Raw genomic sequence first — 25,651 nt, 5'->3', positions numbered from 1 at the left:
AGCGCCCTGGGGAAGGATCAGGGGCACCCGGACTCTCGGTCCCCGGACGCATACACTCGTCCTGCGGCAGCCGAGGCCGCGAACCGACCACCCGAGGAGAGCTGTGCAGAACCCCCGGCAGCTCGCGAACCCGGCGACCGTCGGTGCGCCCGGAGCCCTCCCATCGGCGGCCCCGGGCTCTGCGCGGACCCCCGTCCCCGGGACGGCGAGCCGTCGGCTGGATTCGCTGACGGGACTGCGCTGGTGGGCGGCGTTCGGCGTGTTCGCGCATCACTACCGCAATGTCGGAGACTTCCCAGGTCTTGACCTTGCCGGAGTCGGATACACGGGGGTGATGTTCTTCTTCGTCCTGTCCGGATTCGTGCTCACCTGGTCCGCTCGGCCGGGCGTGACGGTGCCGCAGTTCTGGACCCGTCGCGTGGCACGCATCTGGCCGGCGCACCTGGTGGCGCTTCTCCTGGCGATCCCTGTGTTCTATGCGGTGCTGGGGCCGTCCGCCGGCTCGTGGCAGAAGGAGTTCTCCTGGCTGCCCATCGTCCTCTCGGCGGTCCTCCTGCAGGGGTTCTTCCGGGACATCGCGATCCTCATGGGAGGCAACCCGGCGGCCTGGACCCTGTCCTGCGAGGGCCTGTTCTACTTCCTGCATCCGATCCTGAACCGGCTGTTCGTTCGGCTGCACGGGATCGCGCTCGGCGCGGTCGCCGTGATCGTCCTGGGGCTCGGCGTGGTCTGCTCCTGGCCGGGGATCGACCTCCCGGCGGCGATCTCCTTCCTCTGGCAGTTCTTCCTCGGGATGCTCATCGCTCTCGCCATGCGCCGCGGGCTGCGCATCACCGTGCCGTGGTGCGTTCCCGTCGCGATGGGCATCGCCGTGATCCTCGGGTTCTGGGCCCTCACCCGCACCCCCCTGGAGGGCGAGACGCTGGTGGCGGTGCAGGTCGTGGTGCGATTCGGTCCCCCGGTGGTCTACGGCCTGATGATCGCCATGTTCGCCTCGATCGACCTGGCAGGTCGCACCTCCCCGATGCGGTGGCGGCCCATCGTGCTCGGCGGCGACATCTCCTACGCGTTCTACCTCGTCCACGCAACGGTCCTCTATGCGTTCCGGGAGGCCGCCGGTCGCCATGACAGCCCCGTGCTCGCTCTCATCCTGCTGTGCGCCTGCGTGGGCGCCGCGTGCCTCCTGCACTACGCAGTGGAGCGGCCGATGGAGCGGATCCTGCGGCGCTGGGGCGACGACAGATTCCGCGCCGTGGAGTGAACGGTCCGGCATCCCGGTCCGCATCGGCAGGTCGTCTCTCGGGGCTACTCCCCGGGGTCATCCAGGGCGAGCAGATCTGCCTGCTGGAGGAATTGAGGGTCTCGAGAGAACGCAGCAGTTCGGCGCAGCTGGGTGATCACGCCGCGATGGTAGCTGGCCGGGTTCTTCCAGGTCAGATGGCTCCAGGGCGTCAGCCCGTACAGCGACGTGCTGCCTGCGGCCCGGTAGTAAGGGAAGGATCCGGCGAGAGATGCCAGCGCTCGGGAGAGCAGCCTCCGCGCATACCGATCTCCGGTCGCTCGGAGGTAGTCGTAGACTCCCCACATCGCATAGATGTTCCCGTTGACGACGCTGGAGAGCTGCCCGGGATTGTTCGACGGATATTCCTCGAAAGCGGTATAACGCGCATCATCGCGATCGATGAAGGATACGAACCACGGGGAGCTCGCCGCCTGAGACCCATCGCGGTAGTGGCGGAACGAGTTGAATACCAGATCGGCATCGTCGAGCCACTCGTCCTCCCCTGTGACCTCGTGGAGCCGCACCAGATGGGACAGCATCATTCCCTGCGCCATGCCCGAATACCAGGGGACGTGGTTCTCGAGGCCACCAGGAGCGTGGGCGAAGTGATAAGGGAACCACAGCGACGTCGGGGCTGATTCCGGGGCGTCGGTCGCCTGAGAGGGAATCTGATGCTCCTCGGCGCCGGCCAGCAGGTATTCCGTCGTCGCGAGCACGGCGTGGAGGCGTGCTGGGTCGCCGTCGACCTCGTAGCTGTGGAGCTCGGGGAAGAGATACCAGCAGGAATCCACCGGGTGGTAGACCCGCTGCCCCTTGTTATCGGTGATGACGATGCCGTCGTCGTCGACCGGCCTGTTCGGCTCGTACGCTCCGCGATATCCCATCACATAGGGAGAGCCGATTTCGAGATCGAAATCGAAGGAGCGGGTCACCCAGTTCGGCCCGAATGGCCAGCGCGACCCGACGAACAGGCCGCCCGCGCCGCCCGCACCGATACCCAGGAGTCCCGCCGCTGCCATGCCTCTCAAGGCGTTGCGTCGCCGAATCCTCGGCTCATCGATCCCCACGGGGCCAGCATACGGTCAGGATTCCTCGGGTCGTCGGGAAAGCGCTTTGGAGAAGAGATTCGTGACCGTACCGTGACGCGGTGGGCGAGCTTCTCTCCCGCTGCGCACCTGTACCCCGGGCCGCACGCGGCGCGTTCGAGAAGCGGACGGATGCCGGGGCGGCGAGACCTCACGAGGACTCTCATCGGCTGCGCTCCGTCGTCCCAGCCAGGGCAGGCCCTCCGGCTTTGAGCTCGACCGGGCGCTGCGCGCTCGGAGCCCATGGGGCGGGAGTGCTCAGAGGACCAGGCGCACGCCGGGGACCTTTCGGCCGATCGTCGCGATGAGCGTGGAGATGACGACAGTCAGCGTCCAGGCGGCCAACGCGCTGTGCGTGGATGGTCCGTCCAGCGCGGGAAGAAGCCGCCGCAGCAGCACCAGGACGGCGTAGTGCACCAGGAAGATCCCGAAGGTCGCCTCTCCGAGCGGTCTGAGCCATCGTCGAGCGCGGTCACCCACCTGCCAGTCGCGCAGCAGGGAGGACAGGCCAGCCATGAGCAGGACGGAGTAGAGCAGGACCGGCAGGGACGGGTAGTCCGGAGCGAGGACGAGCGCCCAGGCGGATGGTGCCCCGCCCGTCTGCTCCATGGTGGAGCGAGGGAAGACCCAGGCCATGAGGAGCACGAAGAAGGGTGCCAGGGCGAGTCCTGCCCACGCCACGGGTCGAGGGACGGGGCGCACGATCATGGCTCTGCCCAGCACGTAGTAGCCGGTCAGCAGGAGAGGCCAGGTCATCGCGCTCTCCTGAACAGGGGAGGTGACCAGGATTCCTGCCTTCACCAGCTGGCCGGGAGCCATCGCCAGGACCATCCAGGCAGAGGCGACGCCCCCGACGATCCAGGCGCGGCGGCCCTCGTCCCGTTCGAGGAATGCCTGGAGGACGGGCGTCATGATGTAGAGGCCGGCGATCGCGATGAGGAAGTACAGATGAACATAGGGCTTGCCCATCACGATCAGCTCGAGGGACATGTCCGTGGAGATGTCCTCGTTCAGCACCATCCCGCGGATCACGACCATGTAGAACACGGACCAGATGGCCAGAGCCGGCAGGACGCGACGTGCCCGGCGCCGCAGGAACTCCGTCGAGCCATCGCGCAGGGCGTTCGGGGCCAGGTTCAGTGCGCCGGACATCATCACGAACACGGGGACAGCAGCCATGAGAGCCGCGCGCAGGACGTCCTGCGCCAGTGGGGCGGTGCCGTCCTCGACGCTCTCTCCGACGACGTGGATCGCCACCACGCCCAGCACTGCGAAGATCCTGGTGACGTCGAGGAAGGGGAGGTAGCGTCGGTCGGTGATGTGCTCAGGCCCCCGGGGAGCAATCCACCTTGAGAAGGCGGGAATGGTCTGTCTCGAAGACCACCGTACCGATGTCCTCCTGGACGGTGTTCAGGGTGTCGTAGGTCGGCGAGTAGGCATACAGCCGCCTGTCCTGGTAGATGTAGCCGATGCCCGCGTCCTCGAGCAGCGTGCACGAGGCCGGATCGGTCGCAGCGAGCGGAGCCGCCCGCAGGAGCTCGCGGTCCAGGGGCCGCCCCGACATCCCCGCGACCGGGAAGTACACATCCAGTCCTTCGAGGGCATACATGTGGGAGGCCCCCGTGAACGGGCTGGCCAGGATCGTCCCGGTGCCGCGGATCTCCGGGGCGACGCGGGCGAAGGCCTCCACCTCGTCCTGCTGGAGGAACCGGCCGCGGCCGGGGTACTCCCAGGCCAGGTTCTTCGAGGCGTCGTCGTAGCGGATCGGGATCGAGGTCCCGGCGATGGCCACTGCGAGTGCCGTGAGTGCGAGGACGACGGTGCGCCGCACCGGCACGCCCGGACGGGCGACCAGGCGCGAGAGCACCTGCAGGCCCGGCACCGCCAGCAGGATGGACAACGTCGTCACGGGCAGAGCGATCCGATCCTGCCCGCGGTAGAACAGGGCCGAGAGGTTCCAGGAGGAGTCCACGGCGGCGTCGAAGTAGAGGATCGCCACCACCAGCCAGGCCAGGGCCAGCCACCGATGCGGGGCGGAGGCCGCGGTGCGGATCAGCCCCGGCCACCACAGGATCGCGATGGCCACCCCGATGGTCATCGGCCACACGGTCAGCAGGCCCAGGCCGATCTCGCCGAGAGCCGCCCACCAGGAGATGACGAGCCCGCCCCCGTAGCCGACGACCATCGCGGCCAGCGGTGTCCAGGCCAGCACGGCGACCGGCACCAGCGCCAGCACCGGCGCCAGGGCCAGTGCGGGCCGGCGCCGCCACATCGGCATACCGGTCGCACCGGTGAGGACCGCGAGGATGATCAGGGTCATCACCGCGACGTTCGGGTGCATCAGTGCCAGCCCGATCCCGCAGGTCGCGAGCATCACGAGGGAGGCCAGCAGTCGCCGCAGCGGCAGCGGGGCCGACAGCTCGGGGTGCGCCGCGCGACGACGCATGCGCACCGTCACCACGCGCAGCACGTCGCGCCACAGCACGACCGCCGCGGCGAGCACGCCCGGCATCATCGAGAAGCCCACGAGGTTCGGGGTGGGGGACAGGTGCGCCCACAGGTCCAGCGGACTGGCCGGGGCGAGGGCCGCGAGGATCGCGGCGGCGGCCGATGCCCAGCGCACCCGGGGCCACACCGCGCGGGCCAGGACCGCCGTGCCCAGCACCCACGGCACCAGGGCGAGGACCAGCACCGAGGCGTTCAGGACCACAGGGATCGGCGCGGCGGGGATGAGGGAGGCCAGGGCGTGGAAGCCGCCCGGGTACATCGTGGGATCGGCGGTGGAGTTCGAGACGGAGCCGATGACCAGGCTGGAGGCGTTCCCGGTCTCGCGGATCCGCTGCAGGGCCGAGAGGTGGTAGAGCGCGTCCCAGCGCTCCAGGACGCGGTCCGCGCTGCCGGCGGCGACGGCCACGGGCACCACGGCGATCGCCGCCGCGCCGAGCGTCCACCATCGGCCGAAGGGGATCACGGAGAGCAGCGGGACGCGCTCCTGCAGCGCGGTGCCGTGCAGCTCCAGCCCGGCCCGGCGCAGGCCCCAGGCCGCGCCCGCGGCCCCGAGGGAGCCCAGGGCGTACGGGAGCAGCGACCAGTTCAGCCCGGCGGCGCCGGCGAGGATCGCGGTGATCCCCGCGATCGCCGAGGCGATCGCGGGGGCGATCGCGAGGGAGAGCAGCCGGTGCGCGCCGGCGAGGCGGGCGACGGCATACCCGGGGACGTACACGGCCACCAGGACCAGTGCGGCGCACCCCAGCAGGAGCAGCAGCGTCGTCATGCCCGCGCCCCGCTCACGACCCCTCGGCCCGCGGGGTCCCGCCCAGGGAGCGGGCGCGGTAGTCGACGGGGGGCTCGGCCTCGTCCAGGGCGATCCGGCGCGCGAGGTAGGTGGTGCGCTTCTCCGTGTTCTTCGTGCGGGCCTCCTGCAGGGCGAGGAAGCCCAGCAGCACGACGACCGTCGCGTACAGCAGCAGGTCGCTGCCGCGGCCCACGCCCACCAGGTTGGCGACCCGGGTGGTGATCGAGGGGAAGGCGACGGCGACCACCGCGAACAGGGCGAAGGCGATGATCAGCAGGCGGCGCACGGCCAGCTGCTTCGCCCCGCGGGTGCGGAACAGCCAGGCCGTGATGCCCAGGATCCCGAGGATCAGCAGCACCTGGATGATCAGGGCGCTGCGCGGACCTCCCGAGATCGGGCCCAGGGCGAGGATCAGGTCGGCGCCGGTCACGGGGTCAGGCGTCCTGGTCGGCGAGGTGGGTCGAGGCGCTGCCGTCGCCGAGCACGAGGCGGGGGGTGCCTGCCCACTTCTCGGCGGTGGTGATGTTGCGGCCGTCGATCAGCAGGCGCACCCCGGGGACGTCCGCGCTGGACAGCTCGCGGTACTCCGGGTGGTTCGTCTGCACGATCACGAGGTCCGCGCCCTCGCCGATGTGGTGGGCGGCGAATCCCAGGCCCGCCAGCTCCTCGTCGGAGTAGAAGGGGTCGTGCACCGTGACCTCGGCGCCGCGCTTCGTGAGCTCCTCGACGGTGGGGAACACGCCGGAGAAGGCGGTCTCCTTCACCCCGGCGCGGTACGCCGCACCGAGCACGACGGCCTTCAGGCCGGTGAGGTCGCCCAGCAGGCCCGCGGCCCGCTCGACCAGGCGCGCCGGGACGGAGGCGTTGAGCACGCGCGCGGTGCGCACGGTCTCGGCCTGCGGGTCGGTGGAGAGGTACAGGCGCGGGTAGACGGGGATGCAGTGCCCGCCCACGGCGATGCCGGGCTGGTGGATGTGGCTGTAGGGCTGCGAGTTCGAGGCCTCGATGACCTTGTACACGTCGATCCCGTTGTCCTGCGCGTACAGCGCGAACTCGTTGGCCAGGCCGATGTTCACGTCGCGGTAGGTGGTCTCGGCGAGCTTGGCCAGCTCGGAGGCCTCCGGGGAGCCGAGGTCCCACACGCCGTTGGGGCGGGGCAGGTCGGGCCGCTCGTCGAAGGTCAGCGCCGACTCGTAGAACTCGCGGGCGCGGCGGGTGCCCTCCTCGCTGATCGCGCCGATCAGCTTGGGGTACTTGCGCAGGTCCTCGAAGACGCGGCCGGTCAGCACGCGCTCGGGGGAGAACACGGCGAAGAAGTCCTCGGACTCCTTCAGCCCGGAGATCTCCTCGATCATCGGCACGAAGCGTCCGCGCAGCGTGCCCACCGGCAGGGTCGTCTCGTAGGAGACGAGGGTGCCCGGGGTGAGGTGCTCGGCCAGGGAGCGGGTGGCGCCGTCCATCCACGCGAAGTCCGGCTCCCAGGTGGCGTCGTCCACGAACAGCGGGACGACGATGACGACGGCGTCCGCGCCGGGGATGGCCTCGGCGTAGTCGGTGGTCGCGCGGAGGCGACCGGCGGGGACCAGCTCGGCGAGCTTCTCGGCCAGGTGCGCCTCGCCGGGGAAGGGCTCCTCGGCACGGTTGATCAGCTCGACCTGGCGCTCGCTGACGTCGACCCCGATCACCTCGTGGCCGGCATCTGCGAACTGGACGGCGAGCGGCAGGCCGATCTTCCCGAGGGCGACGACGGCAGTCTTCACGATGGTGCTTCTCTCTCTCGCGGCGAAGGCGGGCCCTGCACGGGCCGATGCGTCTGACAGGGTATCCTCCTGGCCGGGGTCGTTCACCCAGGCGGGGCCGCGTGGCCCGTGACTGTTCCCACCGCGTGGCACCCGGCCTGCGATGGGCGGGACCCGCAGGACCACCCCAGCAGCAAGGCGAGGAGCGCACATGAGCGACGCCCCCGGTGCGGACCGCACCTGGTTCGTGATCCCTCTGTTCAACGAGGGCCCGGTGATCGGCGAGGTCGTCGCCCAGCTGCGCGAGCGGTATCCGCTGGTGGTGTGCGTGGACGACGGCAGCAGCGACCGCTCCGCGGCGATCGCCGCGGCCGCCGGGGCGGCCGTGGTCCGCCACCCGTACAACATGGGGCAGGGCGCGGCGCTGAAGACCGGCATCGACTACGCCCTGCGCGACCCGGCGATGACCCAGGTGGTCACCTTCGACGCGGACGGTCAGCATCAGGTCGACGACGCCGCCGCCATGATCTCCCTGCGCGAGAGCGAGGGCGTGGACGTGGTGCTGGGATCGCGCTTCCTGGACGGGCGCACCAAGCCGGGGCTGATCAAGCGCATCGTCCTGCGCGGCGCCGTGTGGTACTCGAACCTCACCAGCGGGGTGCACCTCACCGACGCGCACAACGGGCTGCGGGTGCTGGGGCGCTCGGCCTGCGAGCGCATCACCATCGAGCAGAACCGCATGGCCCACGCCTCCGAGATCGTCGAGGAGATCGGCCGCCACGAGCTGACCGTGCGCGAGCACCCGGTGCACATCCTGTACACCGACTACTCGCGCGCCAAGGGGCAGTCCGTGCTGAACTCGGTGAACATCGTCATCGACATGCTCTTCCGCTGATCTCCGCGGTCCCGGCGAGCCCCGGGGCTCAGGCGGCGGGGGAGGAGACGATCAGCCCCTGGTCGGTGCCGGCGAAGGGGCCCGGCAGCACCCACAGCGGCTCCTCGGCGCCGTCCGCGCGCACCCCGAGGCATTCCACGGGCTCCAGCTGCGAGAAGTCCAGCGCCTGCGTGCAGCGCACCGCCGTGTACGTCGTGACGGGGGCGGTCAGGGCGCTGCCCGAGGTGAGGGTGCGCAGGGCGTCCTCGCCGAGCTGATCGGCCGGGACGGGGGCGGCCCCGTACATGCTGCCCATCGGCAGCGCGGACAGGACCCGGTCCTCGCCGAGCGCGAGCGAGGCCTCATCGCTCAGGCGCACGTCGACGGTGAACAGCACGGCCCTGCGCGGCCCCTCCCCGGCCGGACCGGGAACCTGCACCCCCTGCCCGACCCAGACCGCGTCCTCCTCGCTCTCCCCGCCGAGGGGCGCCCCGCAGGTCTGCGGGTCGCCGCCGTCGAGGTCGAGCGGGCCGTCGCACTCGGCCGGCGCGCCCAGGCGGTCCTCGAGCACGGCCGCGAGGGCGTCGGCCTCGAGCCGCGGCCCGCCCGGCTCGGTCGCCAGCAGCACCCGCGGGTGCAGCTCCGGCTCCGCGACGCCGCCGCCGTCCGACGCACCGCCGTCCGACGCGCCGCCCCCGTCGGAGGGTCCGCCGATGCCGCCGTCGGCCGGTGCGGTGTCGGTCTGCGAGGCCGGACGGGTGGTCTCCGCCGCCGGTCCGGGATCCGGGGCGCTGCAGGCCGTCGCCGCGACGGCGAGGAGGCTCATCGCGGCGGCGAGCCGGAGGGCGCTGCGGGGCGGGGTCCAGGCGGTCATCGACGTCCTCGTCTCGTACGGGGGAGCTCTCGTGCCGGCCGCAGGGCCGGAGCTCGGATCAGGGGATGGCGCGGCGCGCTCGCCGCGACCTGGCCAGCGGCCGCTCAGCTCGCCGGGGCGGGCTGGGCGGTGCCGTCCAGGATGGAGCCGAAGAACGCGGAGATGTCGTTCTCGTCGGTGAGGATGGCCACCCCGGAGTGCTTGGTCGGGTAGGCGGGGTCCTCGATCGGCATGGTCAGGGCCGTGCCGCCGTTCATGGCGCCGCGCATCGAGAGCCCCATCCGGCCCACGTCGACCAGGCCCGTCCCCTCGCTGGTGCGCAGCGAGGCGGAGCCGGCCCCGGCCAGGCGGACCTGGGTGACGGGGTTGAGCGCGACCGAGGGACTGGTCACCCGGTCCATCAGCGCCGAGACGAACTGCTGCTGGCGCTGCTGGCGCCCGAGATCCGCGGTGGGGTCGAAGTAGCGGGCTCGCACGAAGGCCAGCGCCTGCTCCCCGCCGACGTCATGGCAGCCCTCGGTCATCTTCAGGCCGGATTTCTCGTCGTCCACGTCCTGGTCGATGCACAGGTTGACGGTGCCGACGGCGTCGACCACGCCGGTCACGCCGTCGAAGCCGACCTCGACGTAGTGGTCGATGGTCATGCCGGTGAACTGCTCGACGGTCTGGACCAGCAGCGAGGGCCCGCCCATCGCATAGGCGGCGTTGAGCTTGTAGCCGCCGTGGCCGGGGATGTCCACGAGGGTGTCCCGGGGAAGGGAGACGAGGTACGTGTTCCCGTTGCGGGCCTTGTGCAGCAGCATCATCGTGTCGGCGCGCTGTCCGGTGGTGCCGTCGTCGGAGACGGCCTCCCCGTCGCGGCGGTCGGAGCCGGCGATGAGCCAGGTCGTCCCCGGGGTCCCGTCGGCGTCGCTGAGCGCGTCCACGTGCTCGATCCGGGAGTCCGCCCAGAGCGCGAGCCCGGCGAACCAGCCGCCGGTGATGATCAGCAGCAGCACCAGCAGCGTGGCCCCCAGGCGGATCGGTCGCGGCACGCGCGAGATCCCCGAGCGTCCGCCGCGCCGCCGGCCGCCCTCGCCGCCGTGCCGCTCGCGCGGCGGCCCCGGTCGCCCGGCGAGGGCCTCGTCGGCGCCGTCCAGGGCCCGGTGGTCGACGCGGGTGGGCTCCTCGACGCCGGCCGCCCCGGCGGCCCGCGGGGGGAGCGGCGCGCGCCCGGCGGAGGCCCAGGCCCGCTGCTGGGAGGCGGCGTCGCCGGAGGCCGACGACGGCACCGGCCGTGCGCTGCCCCCGGCCCGGGCGCGGCTGGCGGAGGGGCGTCGCGGCGCACCGGGGCGCTGCCTGTCTCGGCGGTCGCGTTCGTCCACGATGATCCTCCAGCTGGGGTCCGGATGCGTCCTGCGGCGGCGTGCCGGGGCGTGCCGCGCGCTGGCCAGGGTAGCCCGTGGGGGCGCCGGGGCCCTCCCGCGTCCTGCACGGGACGGCGATCTCCGGGGAACCTTCACACCGGGGGAGGGCGCCCCGGGGGCACGTGCCCGGTCACGCCCGAGGCCCGTCGCACGTGCTCCGCACGCGCTCCACGGAACCTTCACGGCTTCCTCGCGCGGGCTCGGCCCTGCCTGGGACCGATGACCCCCGAGCCTCCGTAGACTTCAGGGGCGCCGCCCGCTCCTCGCCGGCGGCGCCCGGCACCTGCGTCGCGCCCGCGCGCAGGGGTCCGGGATCGACAGACCAGGTCCGACAGCCCAGGAGGCCCCGTGATCGAGCAGCGCGGACCGGCCCCGGCCGCCGAGCCGGTGGTGGTGGTGGCCGTCGTGGTGACCTACAACCGCGAGCAGCTGGTGGGCCAGTGCCTGGACGCCCTCGCGCAGCAGACCCGGCGCCCCGATGCCGTGGTGGTCGTCGACAACGCCTCCACGGACTCCTCGGGCCGCATCGCCGATGAGCATCCGGTGGCCGCGGATGTCCTGCATCTGCACCGCAACGTGGGCGGGGCCGGCGGGTTCGCGGCCGGGATCGCCCGGGCGCTCGAGGTCCATCGGGCGGACTGGATCTGGATCATGGACGACGACACCGTCGCTCGGCCCACGGCCCTGGCCGCCCTGCTGGACGCCGCCGCCGCGTCCCCCGTGCGGCTGAGCCTGCTCAGCTCGCGCGCCGTGTGGACCGACGGCCGCGACCACCCGATGAACACGCCGCGCACACGCTGGCGGGCATCGGCCCGGGAGCGGGCCGACGCCGCGGCCATCGGGGCCCGCCCGATCCGGACGGCGAGCTACGTCTCGGCGTTCCTGCGCGGCGAGGACGTGCGTCGCCTGGGCCTGCCGCACGCCGATTACTTCATCTGGTCCGACGACTTCGAGCACACCGGGCGCCTGCTGCGGCGGGGGCGCGGCGTGCACGTGGCCGCCTCCGTCGTCGAGCACCGCACCAAGGCCTTCGGCGACGCGCAGACGGATCCGGGGGACCGCTTCTACTACGACGTGCGCAACCGCCTCTGGGCCCTGACCCGCACCCGCTCGTTCACCCCGGTCGAGCGCATCCTGTACGGCGGCAGCACCGCCCGCGGATGGCTGCGGCTGCTGCGCGCCCGCCCCCGCCGTCTGGGACCCGTGGCGCTGCGCGGGCTGCGCGACGCGCTGCGCGGCGGGCCGCGCCCCTCCGCGAGCGTGCTCGCGGGGTCGGACCCGGAGGTCGCGGCGAGCATCGCCCGGATCGAGCGGGAGGCCGGACGCACATGAGCTCGCCGTTCACTGTCCTGGTGCCCCTGTGGCGCGGGGACGCCCCCGACCGCTTCGCCGACGCCCTCGCCTCGGCGACGACCTCCCAGAGCCTGCGGCCCGACGAGCTGCTCGTGGTCGTGGACGGCCCCGTGCCCGAGGACCTCGAGCGGGTCCTGGTCGACGTCGAGGCAGGCCGCTACGGGCCGGCGCGCGTGCGGCGATGCCCCGAGCACCGCGGCCTCGCCCCCGTGCTGCAGGAGGGTCTCACGATGGCCCGGACCGAGCTGGTGGCCCGCGCCGATGCCGACGACCTGTGCCGGCCCGAGCGCTTCGCCCGCCAGATCCCGCTGATGGACGAGCTGGACCTGCTCGGCAGCGCCATGCAGGAGTTCTCCGACGAGCGCCCGCCGGGGCGGGGGCCGCTGCGCCGCCGCCCGCTCACGCACGAGGCGATCCGGGACTACCTCCCCTTCCACAGCCCGTTCCATCACCCCACGGTGGTGATGCGCCGGGAGGTGGCCCTCGCGGCCGGCGGCTACCGGGTGCTGGACCACCTCGAGGACTACTGGCTGTGGGAGCGGATGCTCCTGGCCGGCGCCCGCACCGCGAACCTCCCCGAGGTGCTCGTGGACTACCGCGTCGATACGCGGCTGTTCGCCCGTCGCGGCGGCTGGCGCATGTTCACCAGCGACCTGCGCCTGCAGCGGATCCTCTGGCAGGACCGGGTCACCACACCGGGGCAGATGCTGGCGAACATCGGCCGCCGCGGCGCCTACCGCTTCGCGCCGGGATGGCTGCGCCGCGTGGGCTACCGCACCGTCGTGGAGGGCGTTCTGTGACCCTCCTTCCCTCCCGCCCGGCCTCCCGGCGCGGGTCCCCCGGGGCCGCGGACCCGCTGGGCTACTGTGGCCCTGTTCGCAGCCCGAGAACCGAAAGGCACACCCGTGGCGACTCCTGACCTCCTCATCGTCGGATCCGGACTGTTCGGACTGACCATCGCCGAGCGGGCGGTGGAGCAGCACGGCGCGAAGGTGACGATCATCGACCGGCGCGACCACCTCGGCGGCAACGCCTACTCGGAGCGCGACGAGGCCACCGGCATCGAGATCCACAAGTACGGCGCCCACCTCTTCCACACCTCGAACACCCGGGTGTGGGACTACGTGCGCCGGTTCACGGAGTTCACGAACTACCAGCACAAGGTGTACACGAACCACCAGGGCGTGGTGTACCCCATGCCGATCAACCTCGGCACCATCAACCAGTTCTTCCGCGCCGCCCTCACCCCCGACCAGGCGCGCGAGCTCATCGCCGAGCAGGCCGGGGAGCTGGCCGGCACCGATCCGGAGAACCTCGACGAGAAGGGCATCTCGCTGATCGGCCGCCCGCTGTACGAGGCGTTCATCAAGAACTACACCGGCAAGCAGTGGCAGACGGACCCCAAGGACCTGCCCGCCTCGATCATCTCGCGCCTGCCGGTGCGCTACACCTACGACAACCGCTACTTCAACGACGCCTACGAGGGCCTGCCCGCCCAGGGGTACACCGCCTGGCTCGAGCGGATGGCCGACAACCCCTCGATCGACGTGCAGCTGTCCACGGACTTCTTCGACACCGATCAGCCGTGGAACAAGGACGCCGTGCGCGGGCGGATCCCGGTGGTGTACACCGGGCCCATCGACCGCTACTTCGACTACTCGGCGGGCACGCTCGGCTGGCGCACCATCGACCTGGAGACCGAGCATCTCGAGGTCGGCGACTTCCAGGGCACCTCCGTCATGAACTACGCCGACGCCGAGGTCCCCTACACCCGCATCATCGAGCCGCGCCACTTCCACCCCGAGCGCGACTACCCGCGCGACGCCACCGTGATCCAGCGCGAGTACTCCCGCTTCGCGGAGTCCGGGGACGAGCCGTACTACCCGATCAACGCGGCCTCGGACCGCGAGACCCTGCTGGCCTACCGCGAGCTGGCCGATGCCGAGCCGCGGACCCTGTTCGGCGGACGCCTGGGCACCTACCAGTACCTGGACATGCACATGGCGATCGGCGCGGCCCTGTCCATGGCCGACAACAAGCTGCCCGACCTGCTGCGATCCTGAGGAGCACCCCTGTGAGCACCACCCCCACCGCGACGCCCGCCGGCCACCGCCTGCTGCAGCGGCTGATCCTCCCGCTCGAGCCGACGCCGGACGTCGTCCCGCTGTACATCGAGCAGACCACCGCGCATTCCACCTCCGCCGGGTCCTTCGGCCTCGGCTCGGAGGCCGCCGCGCCCCGCGGGGACGGCGCCGGCGGCCAGCGGACGTCGATGAGCCACTCGCAGGTGGACGTCGGCGATCTCAGCGCCCGGCACAGCGCCCCGGTCCCCGCGGGGGCGATGCGCTCCTTCGGCACCTACTTCAACGCCTTCCCCGCCGGCTACTGGCGGCGCTGGTCCCGCGTGCGCGAGGTGACCCTGACCGTCTCGACGGTGGGCCGCGGCCAGATCGTCGTGTACCGCTCGAACGCCCGCGGCTCGATCCAGCGGCAGGACTTCCGCCCCGTCGACGGCGTCAGCGAGAGCGTGTTCACCCTGCCGCTGGAGGCCTTCGGGGACGGCGGCTGGTACTGGTTCGACGTGTACGCCGGGGCGGAGGACATCACCGTCGCCGGCGCCGCCTGGAGCGCGGACGCCTCCCTCGCCCGCACCGAGGGCACCTTCTCCATCGCCATGACCACGATGAACAAGGTGTCCTACTGCCTGGACAACATCCGGGCGCTCGCGGGCAACGAGGACCTGCGCGCGGTGCTGGACGTCATGTACGTCGTGGACCAGGGCTCGGACCGGCTGCGCGACCACGCGGAGCTGGCCCCGCTGCAGGAGGCGATGGGCTCGCAGCTGCAGATCATCGAGCAGGGGAACATCGGCGGCTCCGGCGGCTTCTCCCGCGGGATGTACGAGGCGGCCACCGCCAACTCCTCGACCTACGTCGTCAACTGCGACGACGACATCGTCATCGAGCCGGAGTCGCTGCTGCGCCTGAAGACCTTCGCGGACTTCGCCCGCACGCCCACCATCGTCGGCGCGCACATGTTCGACCTGAACAACCGCTCCGTGCTGCACACCTTCGGCGAGATCGTGGACCCCTGGCGGATCCAGCCGGCGCTGCCCTCGGCCGACGGCACCCTGGGCCACGACTTCGCCCTCGAGCCGCTGCGCTCCACGCCGTGGCTGCACCGCCGCGCGGACGTGGACTACAACGGCTGGTGGATGTGCATGATCCCCACCGAGACCGTCCGGGCCATCGGCCTGGCCCTGCCCGTGTTCATCAAGTGGGACGACGCCGAGTACGGCCTGCGCGCCAAGAAGGCCGGGTACCCGACGGTGTCCCTGCCGGGCGCGGGCGTGTGGCACGTGTCCTGGATCGACAAGGACGACCTGGTCGGCTGGCAGGCCTACTTCCACGAGCGCAACCGCATCATCACCGCTCTGCTGCACTCCCCGTACCCCCGTGGTGGCCGGGTCGTGAAGGAGTCGCAGTTCATGGACGTCAAGCACCTGATCTCCATGCAGTACTTCACGGAGGCGGGGCGCCTGCTGGCCCAGTCCGACGTGCTGCGCGGGCCCCACGTCCTGCACGAGGAGATCGGCACCAAGCTCCCGGCGATCCGCGGCATGGCGAAGGACTTCGACGACGCCGTCGCCCGCAAGGACGCCGACCAGTACCCCGAGATCCACGTGGACAAGCCGCCGCGCAAGGGACGGCCCTTCACCGAGCCGCACCGCGCGCTGCTGCCGCTGTGGACGGCCAAGACCCTGGTCAAGCAGCTGGTCGCCCCCACGCAGGAGCGCGCCGCGGAGAACCCGCAGGCCGCCATCCCGCACCAGGACGCCCGCTGGTGGCGCCTGGCCCACTACGACAGCGCCCTGGTCTCCAACGCCGAGGGCACCCAGGTCTCCTGGTACAAGCGCCGCCCGGAGACGGTGCGCAGCATGCTCACCACCGCCATCGGCGCCCACGTGGAGCTGTACCGGCGCTGGAACGAGCTGCAGCAGCAGTACCGCGATGCCGCCGGGGAGATCACCTCCTTCGCGGCCTGGGAGCGGACCTTCGCCGCCAACCCCGCCCCGCAGCGGGAGAAGGACGGCGCCGCCGGAGGCAGGACCGCGTGAGCGAGGCCATGACGAGGCCGGCGGTGCGCGGTCCGTCCCGGGCCGAGCGCGCCGAGGGCTGGCGCGCGCCCGGGACCGACGCCGGCTGGCTGAACCCGGTGACCGAGCGCTTCCTGCTGCGCCTGCTGGTGAAGAAGGAGCTGCGGGTCCGCTACCGCGGCAGCGTGCTGGGCATGGTGTGGAGCTACGTGAAGCCCGCCGTCCAGTTCGTCGTCTTCTACATCGCCCTCGGCGTCTTCCTGCAGCTGTCCAAGGACACCCCGGCCTACGCCGTGTACCTGTTCAGCGGCATCGTGGTGGTGAACCTGTTCGGGGAGGTCTTCGGCAACGCCACCCGCTCCATCACCGGCAACGCGCCCCTGGTCTCGAAGATCTACCTGCCCAGCCAGCTGTTCCCCTGGTCGAGCATGATCGTGGCCCTGGTGCACTTCCTGCCGCAGCTGGTGGTGCTGGTGGTCGGCGCGCTGCTGTTCGGCTGGAGGCCCTCGCCGACGTCCGTGGCCGCCTTCGCCCTGGGCATGGTGATCCTGCTGGTGTTCACGATGGGCCTGGGCCTGCTGGGCGCGGCGCTGAACGCCGCCTTCCGCGACGTGGAGAACTTCGTGGACCTCATCGTCATGGTCGCCACCTGGCTCTCCCCGGTCCTCTACCGCATCGCGATGGTGCAGGAGGCCATCGGCGGGACCGTCCTGTGGTGGCTGTACCAGCTGAACCCGCTGACCATCGTGGTCGAGCTGTTCCATGTCGCCTTCTGGCGCTACGGCCCCCACGTCGTCGCGAAGGTCCCGGCGGACCCGACCCTCACCCAGCCCGGGGAGCCCTTCGGCCTGTGGTGGGCGGGACTGCTGATCGCCGCGGCGACCTTCGTCGTGGGCACCGTCGTCTTCGAGCGGTCCAAGCGCCGCTTCGCCCAGGAGCTGTGATGACCCTTCCTCCTCCGGACGCCCCCGGCCCCGGCGGCGGCGCAGGCCCCGTGACGCCCGCCGCCGCCCGCGAGATGGTGCGCGTCCAGCATGTCTCCAAGCGCTTCTCGCTGCGCCACGACCACTCCCTCAAGCAGCTGGTCTTCTCGGCCCTGCAGCGCAAGAAGCTGGCCGACACCTTCATGGCCCTGGACGACGTCGACCTCACCGTGCGGGCGGGGGAGACGGTCGGCCTGATCGGCTTCAACGGCTCGGGCAAGTCCACCCTGCTGAAGACCATCTCGGGCGTGCTCTTCCCCGACGAGGGCCGCGTCATGCTGCGCGGCCGGGTGGCGGGACTCATCGAGGTGGGCGCCGGTTTCCACCCCGACCTCTCGGGCCGCGAGAACGTCTACCTCAACGGCGCGATCCTCGGCATGTCCCGCCAGCAGATCGACGAGCGCTTCGACGACATCCTCGCCTTCAGCGAGATCGAGCAGTTCATCGACACCGATGTGAAGTACTACAGCTCGGGCATGTTCCTGCGGCTGGCCTTCTCGGTGGCGGTGCACACCGATCCGGACATCTTCCTGGTCGACGAGATCCTCTCCGTGGGCGACGAGCCCTTCCAGGCCAAGTGCCTGGAGCGGATCCGCGAGCTGCAGGAGGCCGGGCGGACGATGGTCGTCGTCTCGCACGAGCTGGACATGCTCGAGTCGCTGTGCAGCCGCATCGTCGTGCTGCGCGGCGGCCGCATCGTCTTCGACGGCGACCCCGTCCAGGCGGTGCGCACCCTGCGCGAGTCCTGATCCGGGACGGGGCCGTTCAGGAACGGGCCCGATGCGGGCGCGCGGGCAGCACCCCGTCGGCGCCCGGGAGCCCGCCCAGGGCACGGGCCGGACCGGCGACGCCGCGCCCGGAGATCAGCGCCGCCACCGCCGCCGCCGGCTCGTCGAAGCCGTCCTGCTCCAGCAGCAGCGGCCGGGGAAGCTCCCGCTGTCCGGCAGGCTCCGCGCCGCCGGCGAGATCCTCGTGGATCTCCGGGCCGCTCCACGCCGGCAGCACCGCCACCAGGACGTCCGCATGCGCGCGCACCTCCTGCACCCAGTCGTGGGCCAGCGGCGGCAGGGTCCCGGAGAACCGCATGGCGAGGGAGACGGCGTCCACGGCGAGCACCTCCTCGGCATCGGCGGCGGGGCCCGCCTCCGGGCGGTCGGTCACCGCGACCCGTGCGGCCTCGCCGGGGCCGAGCGCATCGGCCGGCACGACCCGGGCGCCCAGGGACCAGGCGGCCACGGCCAGGACCAGGCGCTTCCAGTGCGGGGCGAGGTCGATGACCACCAGGTCCCCGGGGCTCAGCAGGAGCTCCTGATCGAGGTGGTTGACGCTCTTGACGATCCAGTTGGCCAGCACGTGCCCGGACAGCTCCACCCGTCCCGGCTCGCCGTGCCAGGCGAGCGCGGGCCGCGGCCCGAGCGCCTCGAGGGCGGCCAGCAGCCGCGCGGCCGGACGGTCGATGCGGGCGCCGCGCTCCGGGACGCCCCCGTCGGGGGCCGGCTCTCGGGAGGGGCCGGGGCCTCGCAGCTCGGGGGTCATCGCAGCTCCTGGGGGTCGTGCGCAGGGGATCGGTCGGGGGCGGTCCCATCATCCTCGCCCGGCAGGTCGATCTCCACCGCCACAGCGGGCAGCGGCGACCAGTCGTGCTCGGCCGCGAGGGCGGTGCGCACCCGCTCCGCGAGCGCGCCCGCGGCCAGCAGCGCGGCCGGCGCGGCGCCGGCGGGGCGGATGCGGATCCGCTGCGGGCCGACGAGCTCGGCGGAGGCGGCCGCCGGGGCCCCGGTCCCCTCGCCGGCCGCCGCGGGGGAGGACCCGCCGCGGGGCACCAGGGCGACCTCGAGCGCCCGGGCGATCCGGATCGCCGGCTCCTCGGGGTCCATGCGCGCCACGGGCTCGGACTCCGGAGGCAGGCCGAGGGCCTGCCACACCGACTCCAGGGACGGGCGGGCGAACCAGTCCTCCGGGGGCAGGCGGTTCAGATCGCCGGCCGGGACGGCGGGGGAGAGGGCCCCCGGCACCCCGCGCACGAGGGCCGCGGGCACGGCGGAGGCCTTGCCCTTGACGAGGTCCGCCGCGGCGGCGAGCTCGTCGGCGAGGTCGCGCACGGTCAGCGAGAGGGTGCGGCCGCCTGCATCGGCGCTGCCGCGCAGGTCCTGGAGCGAGGCGACGCCCGCGCAGCCCAGGGCGATGTCGCCCACGCCCCGGCGCCAGATCCGCGAGGAGGTGTCGGTGAGGACCACGCCGATCCGCGGGGCCGGGCCGGTCCGGGCGATGAGCTCCAGCAGCCGGTCGCGCAGCCGTCCGGCCTCGGCGTCCGGGTCCTCGGGCAGCAGCAGCAGGCCGTCGGGGGCGTTGGACCCGTCGATCCCCGCCGCGGCCATCACCGCGCCGTGCGGGGTCTGGACCACCGAGGTGACCGTCCGGTCGTGCCGGCGGCGCGCCACCAGGCGGACCGTCTGCGCGGCGATGGCCTCCTGCTTCTCGGCGGGGTCGATCACCAGGCCCAGGGCCTTGGAGACGACCTTGGTGGACACGCACAGCACGTCCCCGTCCTCCAGCCCCGGCCCGTCCGGGAGCTCGAGGGCGCGCAGCAGCAGGGCGGCCAGGTCGTCGCCGGGGGCGACCTCGGGCACGCCGTGCAGCGGGAGCACCTCGACCCGGCCCGGCCGGGGCGCGGCGGGCGGGTGCGGTGCGGTGCGGGGGTGCGTCTCCATGGTGCTCCTGGGGGCGGCGGGAGGGCGGGAGGTGGGCGGCAGGTGCGGTGACGCCGGGCACGGCGGCCGAGGCCGCGGCGACGGCGGGCTTGACGGGCGGGAACTACACCGGTGTATTTTAGGGCGACGCGAGTGCATGCTCCGCAGCATCCGCATCCAGGTCCGTCAGCCGCCGGATCCTGGAGACCTCAGGTGGAAGGACAGGTGCCGATGGACAGCAATCAGCCGGAGGATACCGCCCCCGTCGAACTGAACCTCCTGAGCTTCGCCGACGTCGAGGGCGACGAGGCAGAGCTGTCATGGCAGGAGCGGGCCCTGTGCGCCCAGACCGATCCCGAGGCGTTCTTCCCCGAGAAGGGCGGCTCGACCCGAGAGGCCAAGAAGGTCTGCGTCTCGTGCGAGGTGCGCGCCGAGTGCCTCGAGTACGCGCTGGAGAACGACGAGCGCTTCGGCATCTGGGGCGGTCTCTCCGAGCGCGAGCGCCGCAAGCTCAAGCGCCGGGCCGTCTGACGCGGCCGCCGCGCTGGCCGTGACCCACCGCATCGTCACCGCCGTCGTCCTGCTCTCCCCGCGGGACACGCCGACGCATCATCGGGAGACCTTCGCGGCGCTCCAGGCGCAGACCCGACCTCCGGACCGGGTCGTCGTCGTCGCGCCCTCGGACCTCCCCGACGGCACCGAGGCGGTCGTGGACGAGGCGTTCGACGCCGGCGGCATCGACGAGCTCCTGCGCACCTCGGCGGCGGTCGGCCACGTCGGGGCCGTGCGGCACGTGCTGGACCTGCTCGCCGACCCCGACCGCCTGCCGCCCGTCCGGCGTCCCGTCGAGCAGGAGGCCCCCACCTCCGGCAGCGGCCGCCGCGCGCTGGACATCGACGTGGACGAGGCCGTGCGCCGCGAGCTCAAGGAGGCCGACACGATCGCCCAGGTGCCCGTGCGGCTGCGCGAGCGCACCGGGGCTCCGGGCCGCCGCGGCGCCGGCCGGCGCCGCGCCCTGGACGGCGACTCCTGGCTCTGGTTCGTCCCCGAGGACTCCGCCCCCGGGCGCCGGGCCCTCGAGGAGCTGCTCGAGGTCGTCGGGCGCTCGCCGTCGACCGCCGTGGCCGGGCCGAAGCGGGTCCGCCACCGCGACGCGGTGCCGCTGTCCGAGCACCTCCTCTCAGCCGATGACGCCGACGGGCTCGTCGACGTCGGCCTCACCCTCACCCACGGCGGCCGCATCCATACGGGCGTCGAGCCCGGCGAGATCGACCAGGGCCAGCTCGACTGGCGCGAGGACGTCCTCGCCGTCGCGCTGCCGGGGATGCTCGTGCGCGAGTCCACGCTCGTGGACGTCGGCGGCTTCGACGCGGCGCTGCCCGCCCCCTGGGCGGAGATCGACCTCTGCCACCGGGTCTGGCGCGGCGGCGAGAGGGTCGCGGTCGTCGCCGCGGCGCGCGCCGTCTCCCCGGCGCCCCCGGGCGACGAGGCCGCCCGACTGCGCGAGCACCGCCGCGGCCAGCTGCTGACGCTGCTGAAGCACCGCCCCCTGCCGTACGCGGTCCTGTTCCTGCTGCTCACCCCGCTGATGACGCTCGCCCGGATGCTCGGGGCGATCGTCGTGCACCGTCCCCGGCTCGCCGGCGCCGAGGTGATGGCATGGATCGCCATGCTGCGCGGCACCCCGCGGGCGCTCGCGCAGTCCGCGGTGATCTCGCGGCGATCCCCCGTGCCGCGCCGGCGCCTGGCGCCGCTGTACCTCCCGCGCGGCGAGGACCTGCGCCAGCAGATCGACACGGTGTGGACGCGGCTGTTCGCCGATGACGACCGCACCCGCCGGATCCGCCGCACCACCTGGGGCATCTCCGGGACGACCCATGGCGCCGACGACGCCGACTTCGGCCGTCACGGCGTCTGGACCCTGGTGCTGGCGCTCGGCGCGACCTGCATCTCCCTGATCGCCCTGCGCTCGCTGTTCGGGCGCGGCGACCTGGCCGGGCCGTCGTTCCTCCCGCTGCCCGAGGACTGGCGCGAGACCGCCCAGGCCGCCTGGTCGAGCTGGATCCCCGGAGATCTCGGCGCGCGAGGGCCGGCGGATCCGCTGATCCGCCTGCTGGGCTCGGTCCCGGTGCCGGGAGGCCTCCTGGTCGAGGCGATCGTCTTCACGGCCGTTCCGGTCTCCGCGCTCGCCGCCTGGTGGGCCGCCGGGGCCCTGACCCGTGCCATCGGGGCCCGCCTGGCGATCGCGGTGGTGTGGGCGAGCGCGCCCACGGTGCTGTCCGCCCTCGCCTCCGGGGCCTGGCAGGCGCTGCTCGTGCACATGCTGCTGCCGCTGCTGGCCCTGGCCGTCGGCCGGGCGATCGGCCTCCCGCACCGCGTCTCGCAGGCGAGCGTCTCCGCGGCCGCCGCCGGCGGGCTCGTGCTGCTGGTCATCGGCGCCGCCCAGCCGGTGCTGGTGCTGGTGACGGCGCTGGCCCTGGCGCTGCTCGCGCCCTCCGTGCCCGGCCGCCGCAGCCGCCTGATCTGGGTCCTGGTGCCCTCGATCGCGCTGCACCTGCCGTACATCGCGCAGTACGTCCACCACCCGGCGACGCTCCTGGCCGGGATCCCGGGCACCCCCGCCGGGCAGCAGAGCGGGATCACCGTGATCTCCCTGTGGCCCGTGGTGACCCCGGCGTGGCAGCTGCTCGCGCCCGTCCTCGGCGGCACCACCGCGGCCATGCTGCCGGTGCTGCTGCTGGCGCCCGTGGTCCTCGCCGCCTGCGCCGCACCCTTCCTCGAGGGCGATGCCGCCCGCGCGGGCCGCCTGGCCCTGCTGGTGGCCGCGGTGGCCCTGGCCCTCGCGGTGCTCGCCGCGCGCACGCCGATCGCCGTGGAGGACGGCGCGCTGCTGTCCGCCTCCCAGCACGGGCTGGTGAGCATCGCCCTGCTCGCCGTGCTGCTGGGCGCCGGGTGCACCTTCGACGCCCTCGCCCGCCGCGGCCCCACGATCTCCCGGCCCCGTCGCGTGCTGTCCCTCGGCGCGGCATGGGTGATGGCCGCGGTGTGCACGGCGCTCGTGGTGGGCTGGTCCATGGGGCTGCCCGCCGTGCTGGGGCTGCATCGCGACACCACCGTCGAGGTTCCGGCCGCGGCCGCCGACAGCGGCCGCTCCGGGGACCGCCAGCGCGTGCTCGTCCTGCGCGCCGCAGGCCCTGATCAGGTCCGGGCCCAGCTCGTGGTCGGCGGCGGCGACTCCGCGATCGAGCACTCCGGCTTCGCCGAGGCGCGGATCATCGACGCCGTCGCGGAGGACGGCTCCGTCGGCACCGATCCCGGCACCACCGCCCTGCGCGAGTCCGCCGCCCAGCTGCTCAGCTCCTCCCCGCCGGATGCCGCGTCCGTGGACGCGATGCGTCTGCTGGGCATCGAGTACATCGTCGTCCCCGGCTCCCTCGGGGAGCAGGAGGCCCTCGCGAGCGCGCTGGACAGCTCGCCGCGGCTGGAGAAGGTCACCCAGACGACCACCGGCGGCCTCTGGCGGCTCGTGGACAGCGCTCCGCGCGCCTGGGCGGGCCGGACGGGGCAGCAGGCGGGAGCCTCCGAGACCGTCCCGATCGGCAGCCAGGTCATCACGGCCGAGGGCACCGTCGACGCCGCGGACGAGGAGCGGGTCCTCGTGCTGTCCGAGCGCTTCGACGCCGAGTGGACCGCGACCGTCGGAGGCACCGAGCTGGAGGCCGTCCGCCTGGACGACTGGGCCCAGGGCTTCGTGCTGCCCGCCGGCACCGGGGGAGAGGTCCGCATCGAGCGGGAGCAGCCCTTCCGCCTCCCGGCACAGATCCTGCTCGGCGCGACGGTCGTCCTCACCGCCCTGACCGCGGTGCCCTGGCGCCGCCGCGGCGTCCGCACGGAGGTCCCCTCATGAGCATCGCGCGCCGGCCCCTGCTCGGGGCCCTCAGCCTGCTGCCCCTGGTCGGGGCCGGGGCGGTCGCCCTGTCCTCCCGCGGCACGCCCGGTCTCGGCGAGATCGTGCGGCCGCAGTCCGTGGCCGCCCCCGGCGCCCTCACCCTCCACGCCGAGGGGCCCCTCACCGTCCCGGCCGCGATCCTCGAGGCGGGCGGAGGCGACGAGGAGTTCGCCGTGGTGCCGCCCAGCCCCGACATCGGCATCGGCGCGGTGGCCCTGGAGGAGGACTCCTCGCTCCTGTTCGGCCGCGTCAGCACCAGCACCACGCTGCAGGACCAGGACGGCAACCCGCTGGCCCCGAGCATCGCCGTGACCGACGAGGACGGCGCCGAGACCGCCGCCGAGCCGACCGCCCTGGGCCTGGGCGCCCTGGCCCTCGCGGTCCCCGAGCTCGCCGGCGCCCCCGTCGCCGTGCTCGCCGCGGCCGACGGCGGCCTCCCCGTCGCCGACGCCGTCCAGAGCACCCACACCGACACCGGCGACTTCCGCTCGCTCTCGCTGACGCGGATGCTGTCCCCGGTGGTCGATGCGTCCTTCCTCGGCATGGGGACGCTGCCGGGGACCACCTCGGTGCTGGTGCTGCGCAACGTCTCCTCCCGTCCCGCGACCGCGGCGGTCCAGGTGTGGACCCCCGACGGCCCCGCCGCGATGCAGGGCCGCAGCCAGATCGTCGTCGCCCCCGGGGCGGAGCAGCAGCTCCTGCTGGACACCGTCGCCGCCGGTCAGCAGGCCGTGGGCCTGCGCGTGGTGACCGTGGGCGCGCCCCTGCTGATGCACGTGAGCACCGCCGAGCGCGACGGCCTCACGCCCCGCGGCGCCCAGATCCTCTCGCCGCTGCCGCCGGCGGCGCCGTCCCCGATGATCCCCGGCGTGCACGTGAGCTCCGCCGAGGAGCCGCCGCTGCTGGTGCTCCAGAACCCCGGCGGCACCGGGGCGGCGGCCGATGTCACCGTGCTCGGCCCCGCCGGTGCGCTGCCCCTGGCAGGGCTCGGCGGCCTCGAGCTGCCCGCCGGGACGGTGCTCGCCGTCCCGCTGCCGATCACCGCCCCGGGCGACTACGTCGTCCGGGTGCAGGCCGACCGGCCGATCGACGCCGTGGTCCGCTCCCGCGCGCCGGGGGCCCGCCTCCCCGGTGGGACCCTCGGGGTGCAGGCCGACCTCGCGATCGCCGGCCCCGCCCCCGCCCTGGGCGGCGGCGCCGTGCTCGCGCTGCCGGCGCTGGGGCCCTTCGGCCTGCTCGCCCTGGCGGCCACCGAGGACACCTCCGCCACCGTGATCCCCGTCGGCGCCGATGGGGGCGCCGGGGACGTCATCGAGCGCGACGTGCCCGCGGGGCGGATCGTGACCGTCCCCGCGACCGAGCTGACGGGCACCACCGGCACCCCGGCCGGCCTCGCCATCACCGCCGGGGCGGCGCGGGTCCTCCACGCGGCCTGGGTGCAGGTCGAGCACGACCCGGCCCTGGGTCCGCTGCTGTCCACCTGCACCGTCGCCCCCGCCCGTCGCGAGACCGGAGCCCTGGCCGTCCAGGTCCGCTGAGCCGCGCGTCGGCCCCGCCGGCGCCGCAGCCCGGGTCAGCCGCTCCAGGCGTCGGGGTCCACGTCCTCGGGCGCGATGGCGAGCATCGCGCCGATCTGCTCGGCGAGCACCTGCCGGATCATGAGCTCGACCTCCGCGGGCGTCGAGGCGCGGGTCTCGATCGGGCGGCGGTACAGGACGATGGCCGGCGGCTGGAAGCGGTCCGCGGGCACGAAGCGCCCCAGCGGCACCTGCTCGCCCTCCCAGGGGGCGGGGTCGCTCGCGGGGACCTCCTCGACCGTGACGCGGACGTGCTCGAGCCTGCGTCCGAAGCGGTCCAGGTGCGGGCGCACCGCATCGAGCACCGTCTCGTCGAACTGCTGCCGGCGTGACATGTATCCCGGAAGATGCGAGGGGATCAGATCATGCCGGAACCCCCGTCCGTGCCGGTCACGGCGGGACCGGCGGGCCGGACCGAGGGCGCCCGACCGGTTGTTCGAGGCGGCGG

General features: G+C 73.3%; 21 protein-coding genes. 11 read left to right on the top strand and 10 right to left on the bottom strand.

All coding sequences use genetic code 11. The annotated features are described in order from the left end of the window. The first annotated feature begins 103 nt into the window (after window positions 1–103). Complete coding sequence (locus ABD234_RS03970) at window positions 104–1,261, top strand: acyltransferase family protein (protein WP_344354155.1); 1,158 nt, start codon at window positions 104–106, stop codon at window positions 1,259–1,261. Window positions 1,262–1,305: 44 nt separating this feature from the next. On the opposite strand, the gene ABD234_RS03965 is transcribed toward ABD234_RS03970, so the two are convergent. From ABD234_RS03965 to ABD234_RS03945, 5 genes are all read right to left on the bottom strand, one after another. After that, on the bottom strand, window positions 1,306–2,349 hold the full coding sequence (locus ABD234_RS03965) for a D-glucuronyl C5-epimerase family protein (protein ID WP_344354153.1): 1,044 nt from the start codon (window positions 2,347–2,349) through the stop codon (window positions 1,306–1,308). A 276-nt stretch (window positions 2,350–2,625) separates the two neighbouring features. After that, window positions 2,626–3,687 carry an acyltransferase gene (locus tag ABD234_RS03960; RefSeq protein ID WP_344354268.1) on the bottom strand — a complete coding sequence of 354 codons (1,062 nt, stop codon included), beginning with the start codon at window positions 3,685–3,687 and terminating at the stop codon, window positions 2,626–2,628. Window positions 3,688–3,691: 4 nt separating this feature from the next. Further along, the gene (locus tag ABD234_RS03955) at window positions 3,692–5,641 is read right to left on the bottom strand and encodes a DUF6541 family protein (protein WP_344354151.1); all 1,950 of its coding nucleotides are present in this window, start codon (window positions 5,639–5,641) and stop codon (window positions 3,692–3,694) included. A 13-nt stretch (window positions 5,642–5,654) separates the two neighbouring features. Then, entirely contained in the window at window positions 5,655–6,092 is a 438-nt protein-coding gene (locus tag ABD234_RS03950; RefSeq protein ID WP_084148506.1) for a DUF2304 domain-containing protein, read from the bottom strand. Window positions 6,093–6,096: 4 nt separating this feature from the next. Beyond that, on the bottom strand, window positions 6,097–7,422 hold the full coding sequence (locus tag ABD234_RS03945; RefSeq protein WP_038372854.1) for a nucleotide sugar dehydrogenase: 1,326 nt from the start codon (window positions 7,420–7,422) through the stop codon (window positions 6,097–6,099). Window positions 7,423–7,612: 190 nt separating this feature from the next. Here ABD234_RS03945 and ABD234_RS03940 point away from each other — a divergent pair, with 190 nt between their 5' ends. Next, on the top strand, window positions 7,613–8,296 hold the full coding sequence (locus ABD234_RS03940) for a glycosyltransferase family 2 protein (RefSeq protein WP_038372856.1): 684 nt from the start codon (window positions 7,613–7,615) through the stop codon (window positions 8,294–8,296). Window positions 8,297–8,324: 28 nt separating this feature from the next. On the opposite strand, the gene ABD234_RS03935 is transcribed toward ABD234_RS03940, so the two are convergent. Then, entirely contained in the window at window positions 8,325–9,149 is an 825-nt protein-coding gene (locus ABD234_RS03935) for a hypothetical protein (RefSeq protein ID WP_038372857.1), read from the bottom strand. 104 nt (window positions 9,150–9,253) lie between these two features. Next, window positions 9,254–10,513, bottom strand: coding sequence for an LCP family protein (locus ABD234_RS03930; RefSeq protein ID WP_344354149.1), 1,260 nt, complete (start codon window positions 10,511–10,513; stop codon window positions 9,254–9,256). A 390-nt stretch (window positions 10,514–10,903) separates the two neighbouring features. Here ABD234_RS03930 and ABD234_RS03925 point away from each other — a divergent pair, with 390 nt between their 5' ends. The 6 genes from ABD234_RS03925 (at window position 10,904) to ABD234_RS03900 (ending at window position 17,736) form a co-directional block, all read left to right on the top strand. Then, window positions 10,904–11,887 (top strand): glycosyltransferase, encoded by a 984-nt coding sequence (locus tag ABD234_RS03925; protein ID WP_344354147.1) that lies wholly within the window; start codon window positions 10,904–10,906, stop codon window positions 11,885–11,887. Continuing rightward, window positions 11,884–12,708, top strand: a complete 825-nt coding sequence (locus ABD234_RS03920) for a glycosyltransferase (protein ID WP_344354146.1) — start codon at window positions 11,884–11,886, stop codon at window positions 12,706–12,708. Before ABD234_RS03925 ends, ABD234_RS03920 begins: the two co-directional genes overlap by 4 nt. Before the next feature lie 105 nt (window positions 12,709–12,813). Next, window positions 12,814–13,971 (top strand): UDP-galactopyranose mutase, encoded by a 1,158-nt coding sequence (glf, locus tag ABD234_RS03915; RefSeq protein ID WP_038372859.1) that lies wholly within the window; start codon window positions 12,814–12,816, stop codon window positions 13,969–13,971. A gap of 11 nt (window positions 13,972–13,982) precedes the next feature. After that, window positions 13,983–16,025, top strand: coding sequence for a glycosyltransferase (locus ABD234_RS03910; protein WP_344354144.1), 2,043 nt, complete (start codon window positions 13,983–13,985; stop codon window positions 16,023–16,025). An 8-nt stretch (window positions 16,026–16,033) separates the two neighbouring features. Continuing rightward, on the top strand, window positions 16,034–16,948 hold the full coding sequence (locus ABD234_RS03905; protein WP_425546776.1) for an ABC transporter permease: 915 nt from the start codon (window positions 16,034–16,036) through the stop codon (window positions 16,946–16,948). Between the two features lie 74 nt (window positions 16,949–17,022). Further along, a complete protein-coding gene (locus ABD234_RS03900) occupies window positions 17,023–17,736 on the top strand; it encodes an ABC transporter ATP-binding protein (RefSeq protein WP_038372976.1) in 714 nt (237 codons plus the stop codon). Window positions 17,737–17,752: 16 nt separating this feature from the next. Here ABD234_RS03900 and ABD234_RS03895 read toward each other — a convergent pair whose 3' ends face one another. Both ABD234_RS03895 and ABD234_RS03890 read right to left on the bottom strand, forming a co-directional pair. Next, window positions 17,753–18,523, bottom strand: coding sequence for a TIGR03089 family protein (locus ABD234_RS03895; RefSeq protein ID WP_344354141.1), 771 nt, complete (start codon window positions 18,521–18,523; stop codon window positions 17,753–17,755). After that, entirely contained in the window at window positions 18,520–19,698 is a 1,179-nt protein-coding gene (locus ABD234_RS03890; RefSeq protein ID WP_344354139.1) for a coenzyme F420-0:L-glutamate ligase, read from the bottom strand. The genes ABD234_RS03895 and ABD234_RS03890 overlap by 4 nt, the downstream gene beginning before the upstream one ends. Window positions 19,699–19,908: 210 nt before the next feature. Between ABD234_RS03890 and ABD234_RS03885 the strand changes: the two genes are divergently transcribed. Genes ABD234_RS03885 through ABD234_RS03875 form a run of 3 tightly spaced genes read left to right on the top strand, consistent with a single transcriptional unit; the run spans window position 19,909 to window position 25,164 of the window. Then, window positions 19,909–20,208, top strand: coding sequence for a WhiB family transcriptional regulator (locus ABD234_RS03885; RefSeq protein ID WP_038372861.1), 300 nt, complete (start codon window positions 19,909–19,911; stop codon window positions 20,206–20,208). Between the two features lie 19 nt (window positions 20,209–20,227). Next, window positions 20,228–23,584, top strand: coding sequence for a hypothetical protein (locus ABD234_RS03880; protein ID WP_344354137.1), 3,357 nt, complete (start codon window positions 20,228–20,230; stop codon window positions 23,582–23,584). Beyond that, a complete protein-coding gene (locus tag ABD234_RS03875) occupies window positions 23,581–25,164 on the top strand; it encodes a DUF5719 family protein (protein WP_344354135.1) in 1,584 nt (527 codons plus the stop codon). The genes ABD234_RS03880 and ABD234_RS03875 overlap by 4 nt, the downstream gene beginning before the upstream one ends. A gap of 35 nt (window positions 25,165–25,199) precedes the next feature. Here ABD234_RS03875 and ABD234_RS03870 read toward each other — a convergent pair whose 3' ends face one another. Beyond that, window positions 25,200–25,538: a metallopeptidase family protein gene (locus ABD234_RS03870; protein ID WP_232226354.1), complete on the bottom strand. Its 339-nt coding sequence runs from the start codon at window positions 25,536–25,538 to the stop codon at window positions 25,200–25,202. Between the last annotated feature and the right edge of the window lie 113 nt (window positions 25,539–25,651).

The sequence above is a fragment of the Brachybacterium phenoliresistens genome, assembly GCF_039530785.1.
In the GTDB taxonomy this organism is placed as follows: Bacteria; Actinomycetota; Actinomycetes; order Actinomycetales; family Dermabacteraceae; genus Brachybacterium; species Brachybacterium phenoliresistens.
The sequence above is the reverse complement of the archived record's forward strand: the minus strand, read 5'-3'. Positions and strand labels throughout refer to the sequence as shown.

Bases quoted from the DNA above. Each gene is read 5' to 3' on its own strand.
- ABD234_RS03875 (WP_344354135.1), top strand. From the start codon at position 23,581: ATGAGCATCGCGCGCCGGCCCCTGCTCGGGGCCCTCAGCCTGCTGCCC.
- ABD234_RS03895 (WP_344354141.1), bottom strand. From the start codon at position 18,523: ATGACCCCCGAGCTGCGAGGCCCCGGCCCCTCCCGAGAGCCGGCCCCC.
- ABD234_RS03920 (WP_344354146.1), top strand. From the start codon at position 11,884: ATGAGCTCGCCGTTCACTGTCCTGGTGCCCCTGTGGCGCGGGGACGCC.
- ABD234_RS03955 (WP_344354151.1), bottom strand. From the start codon at position 5,641: ATGACGACGCTGCTGCTCCTGCTGGGGTGCGCCGCACTGGTCCTGGTG.
- ABD234_RS03885 (WP_038372861.1), top strand. From the start codon at position 19,909: ATGGACAGCAATCAGCCGGAGGATACCGCCCCCGTCGAACTGAACCTC.
- ABD234_RS03935 (WP_038372857.1), bottom strand. From the start codon at position 9,149: ATGACCGCCTGGACCCCGCCCCGCAGCGCCCTCCGGCTCGCCGCCGCG.
- ABD234_RS03940 (WP_038372856.1), top strand. From the start codon at position 7,613: ATGAGCGACGCCCCCGGTGCGGACCGCACCTGGTTCGTGATCCCTCTG.
- ABD234_RS03890 (WP_344354139.1), bottom strand. From the start codon at position 19,698: ATGGAGACGCACCCCCGCACCGCACCGCACCCGCCCGCCGCGCCCCGG.
- ABD234_RS03905 (WP_425546776.1), top strand. From the start codon at position 16,034: ATGACGAGGCCGGCGGTGCGCGGTCCGTCCCGGGCCGAGCGCGCCGAG.
- ABD234_RS03870 (WP_232226354.1), bottom strand. From the start codon at position 25,538: ATGTCACGCCGGCAGCAGTTCGACGAGACGGTGCTCGATGCGGTGCGC.
- ABD234_RS03900 (WP_038372976.1), top strand. From the start codon at position 17,023: ATGGTGCGCGTCCAGCATGTCTCCAAGCGCTTCTCGCTGCGCCACGAC.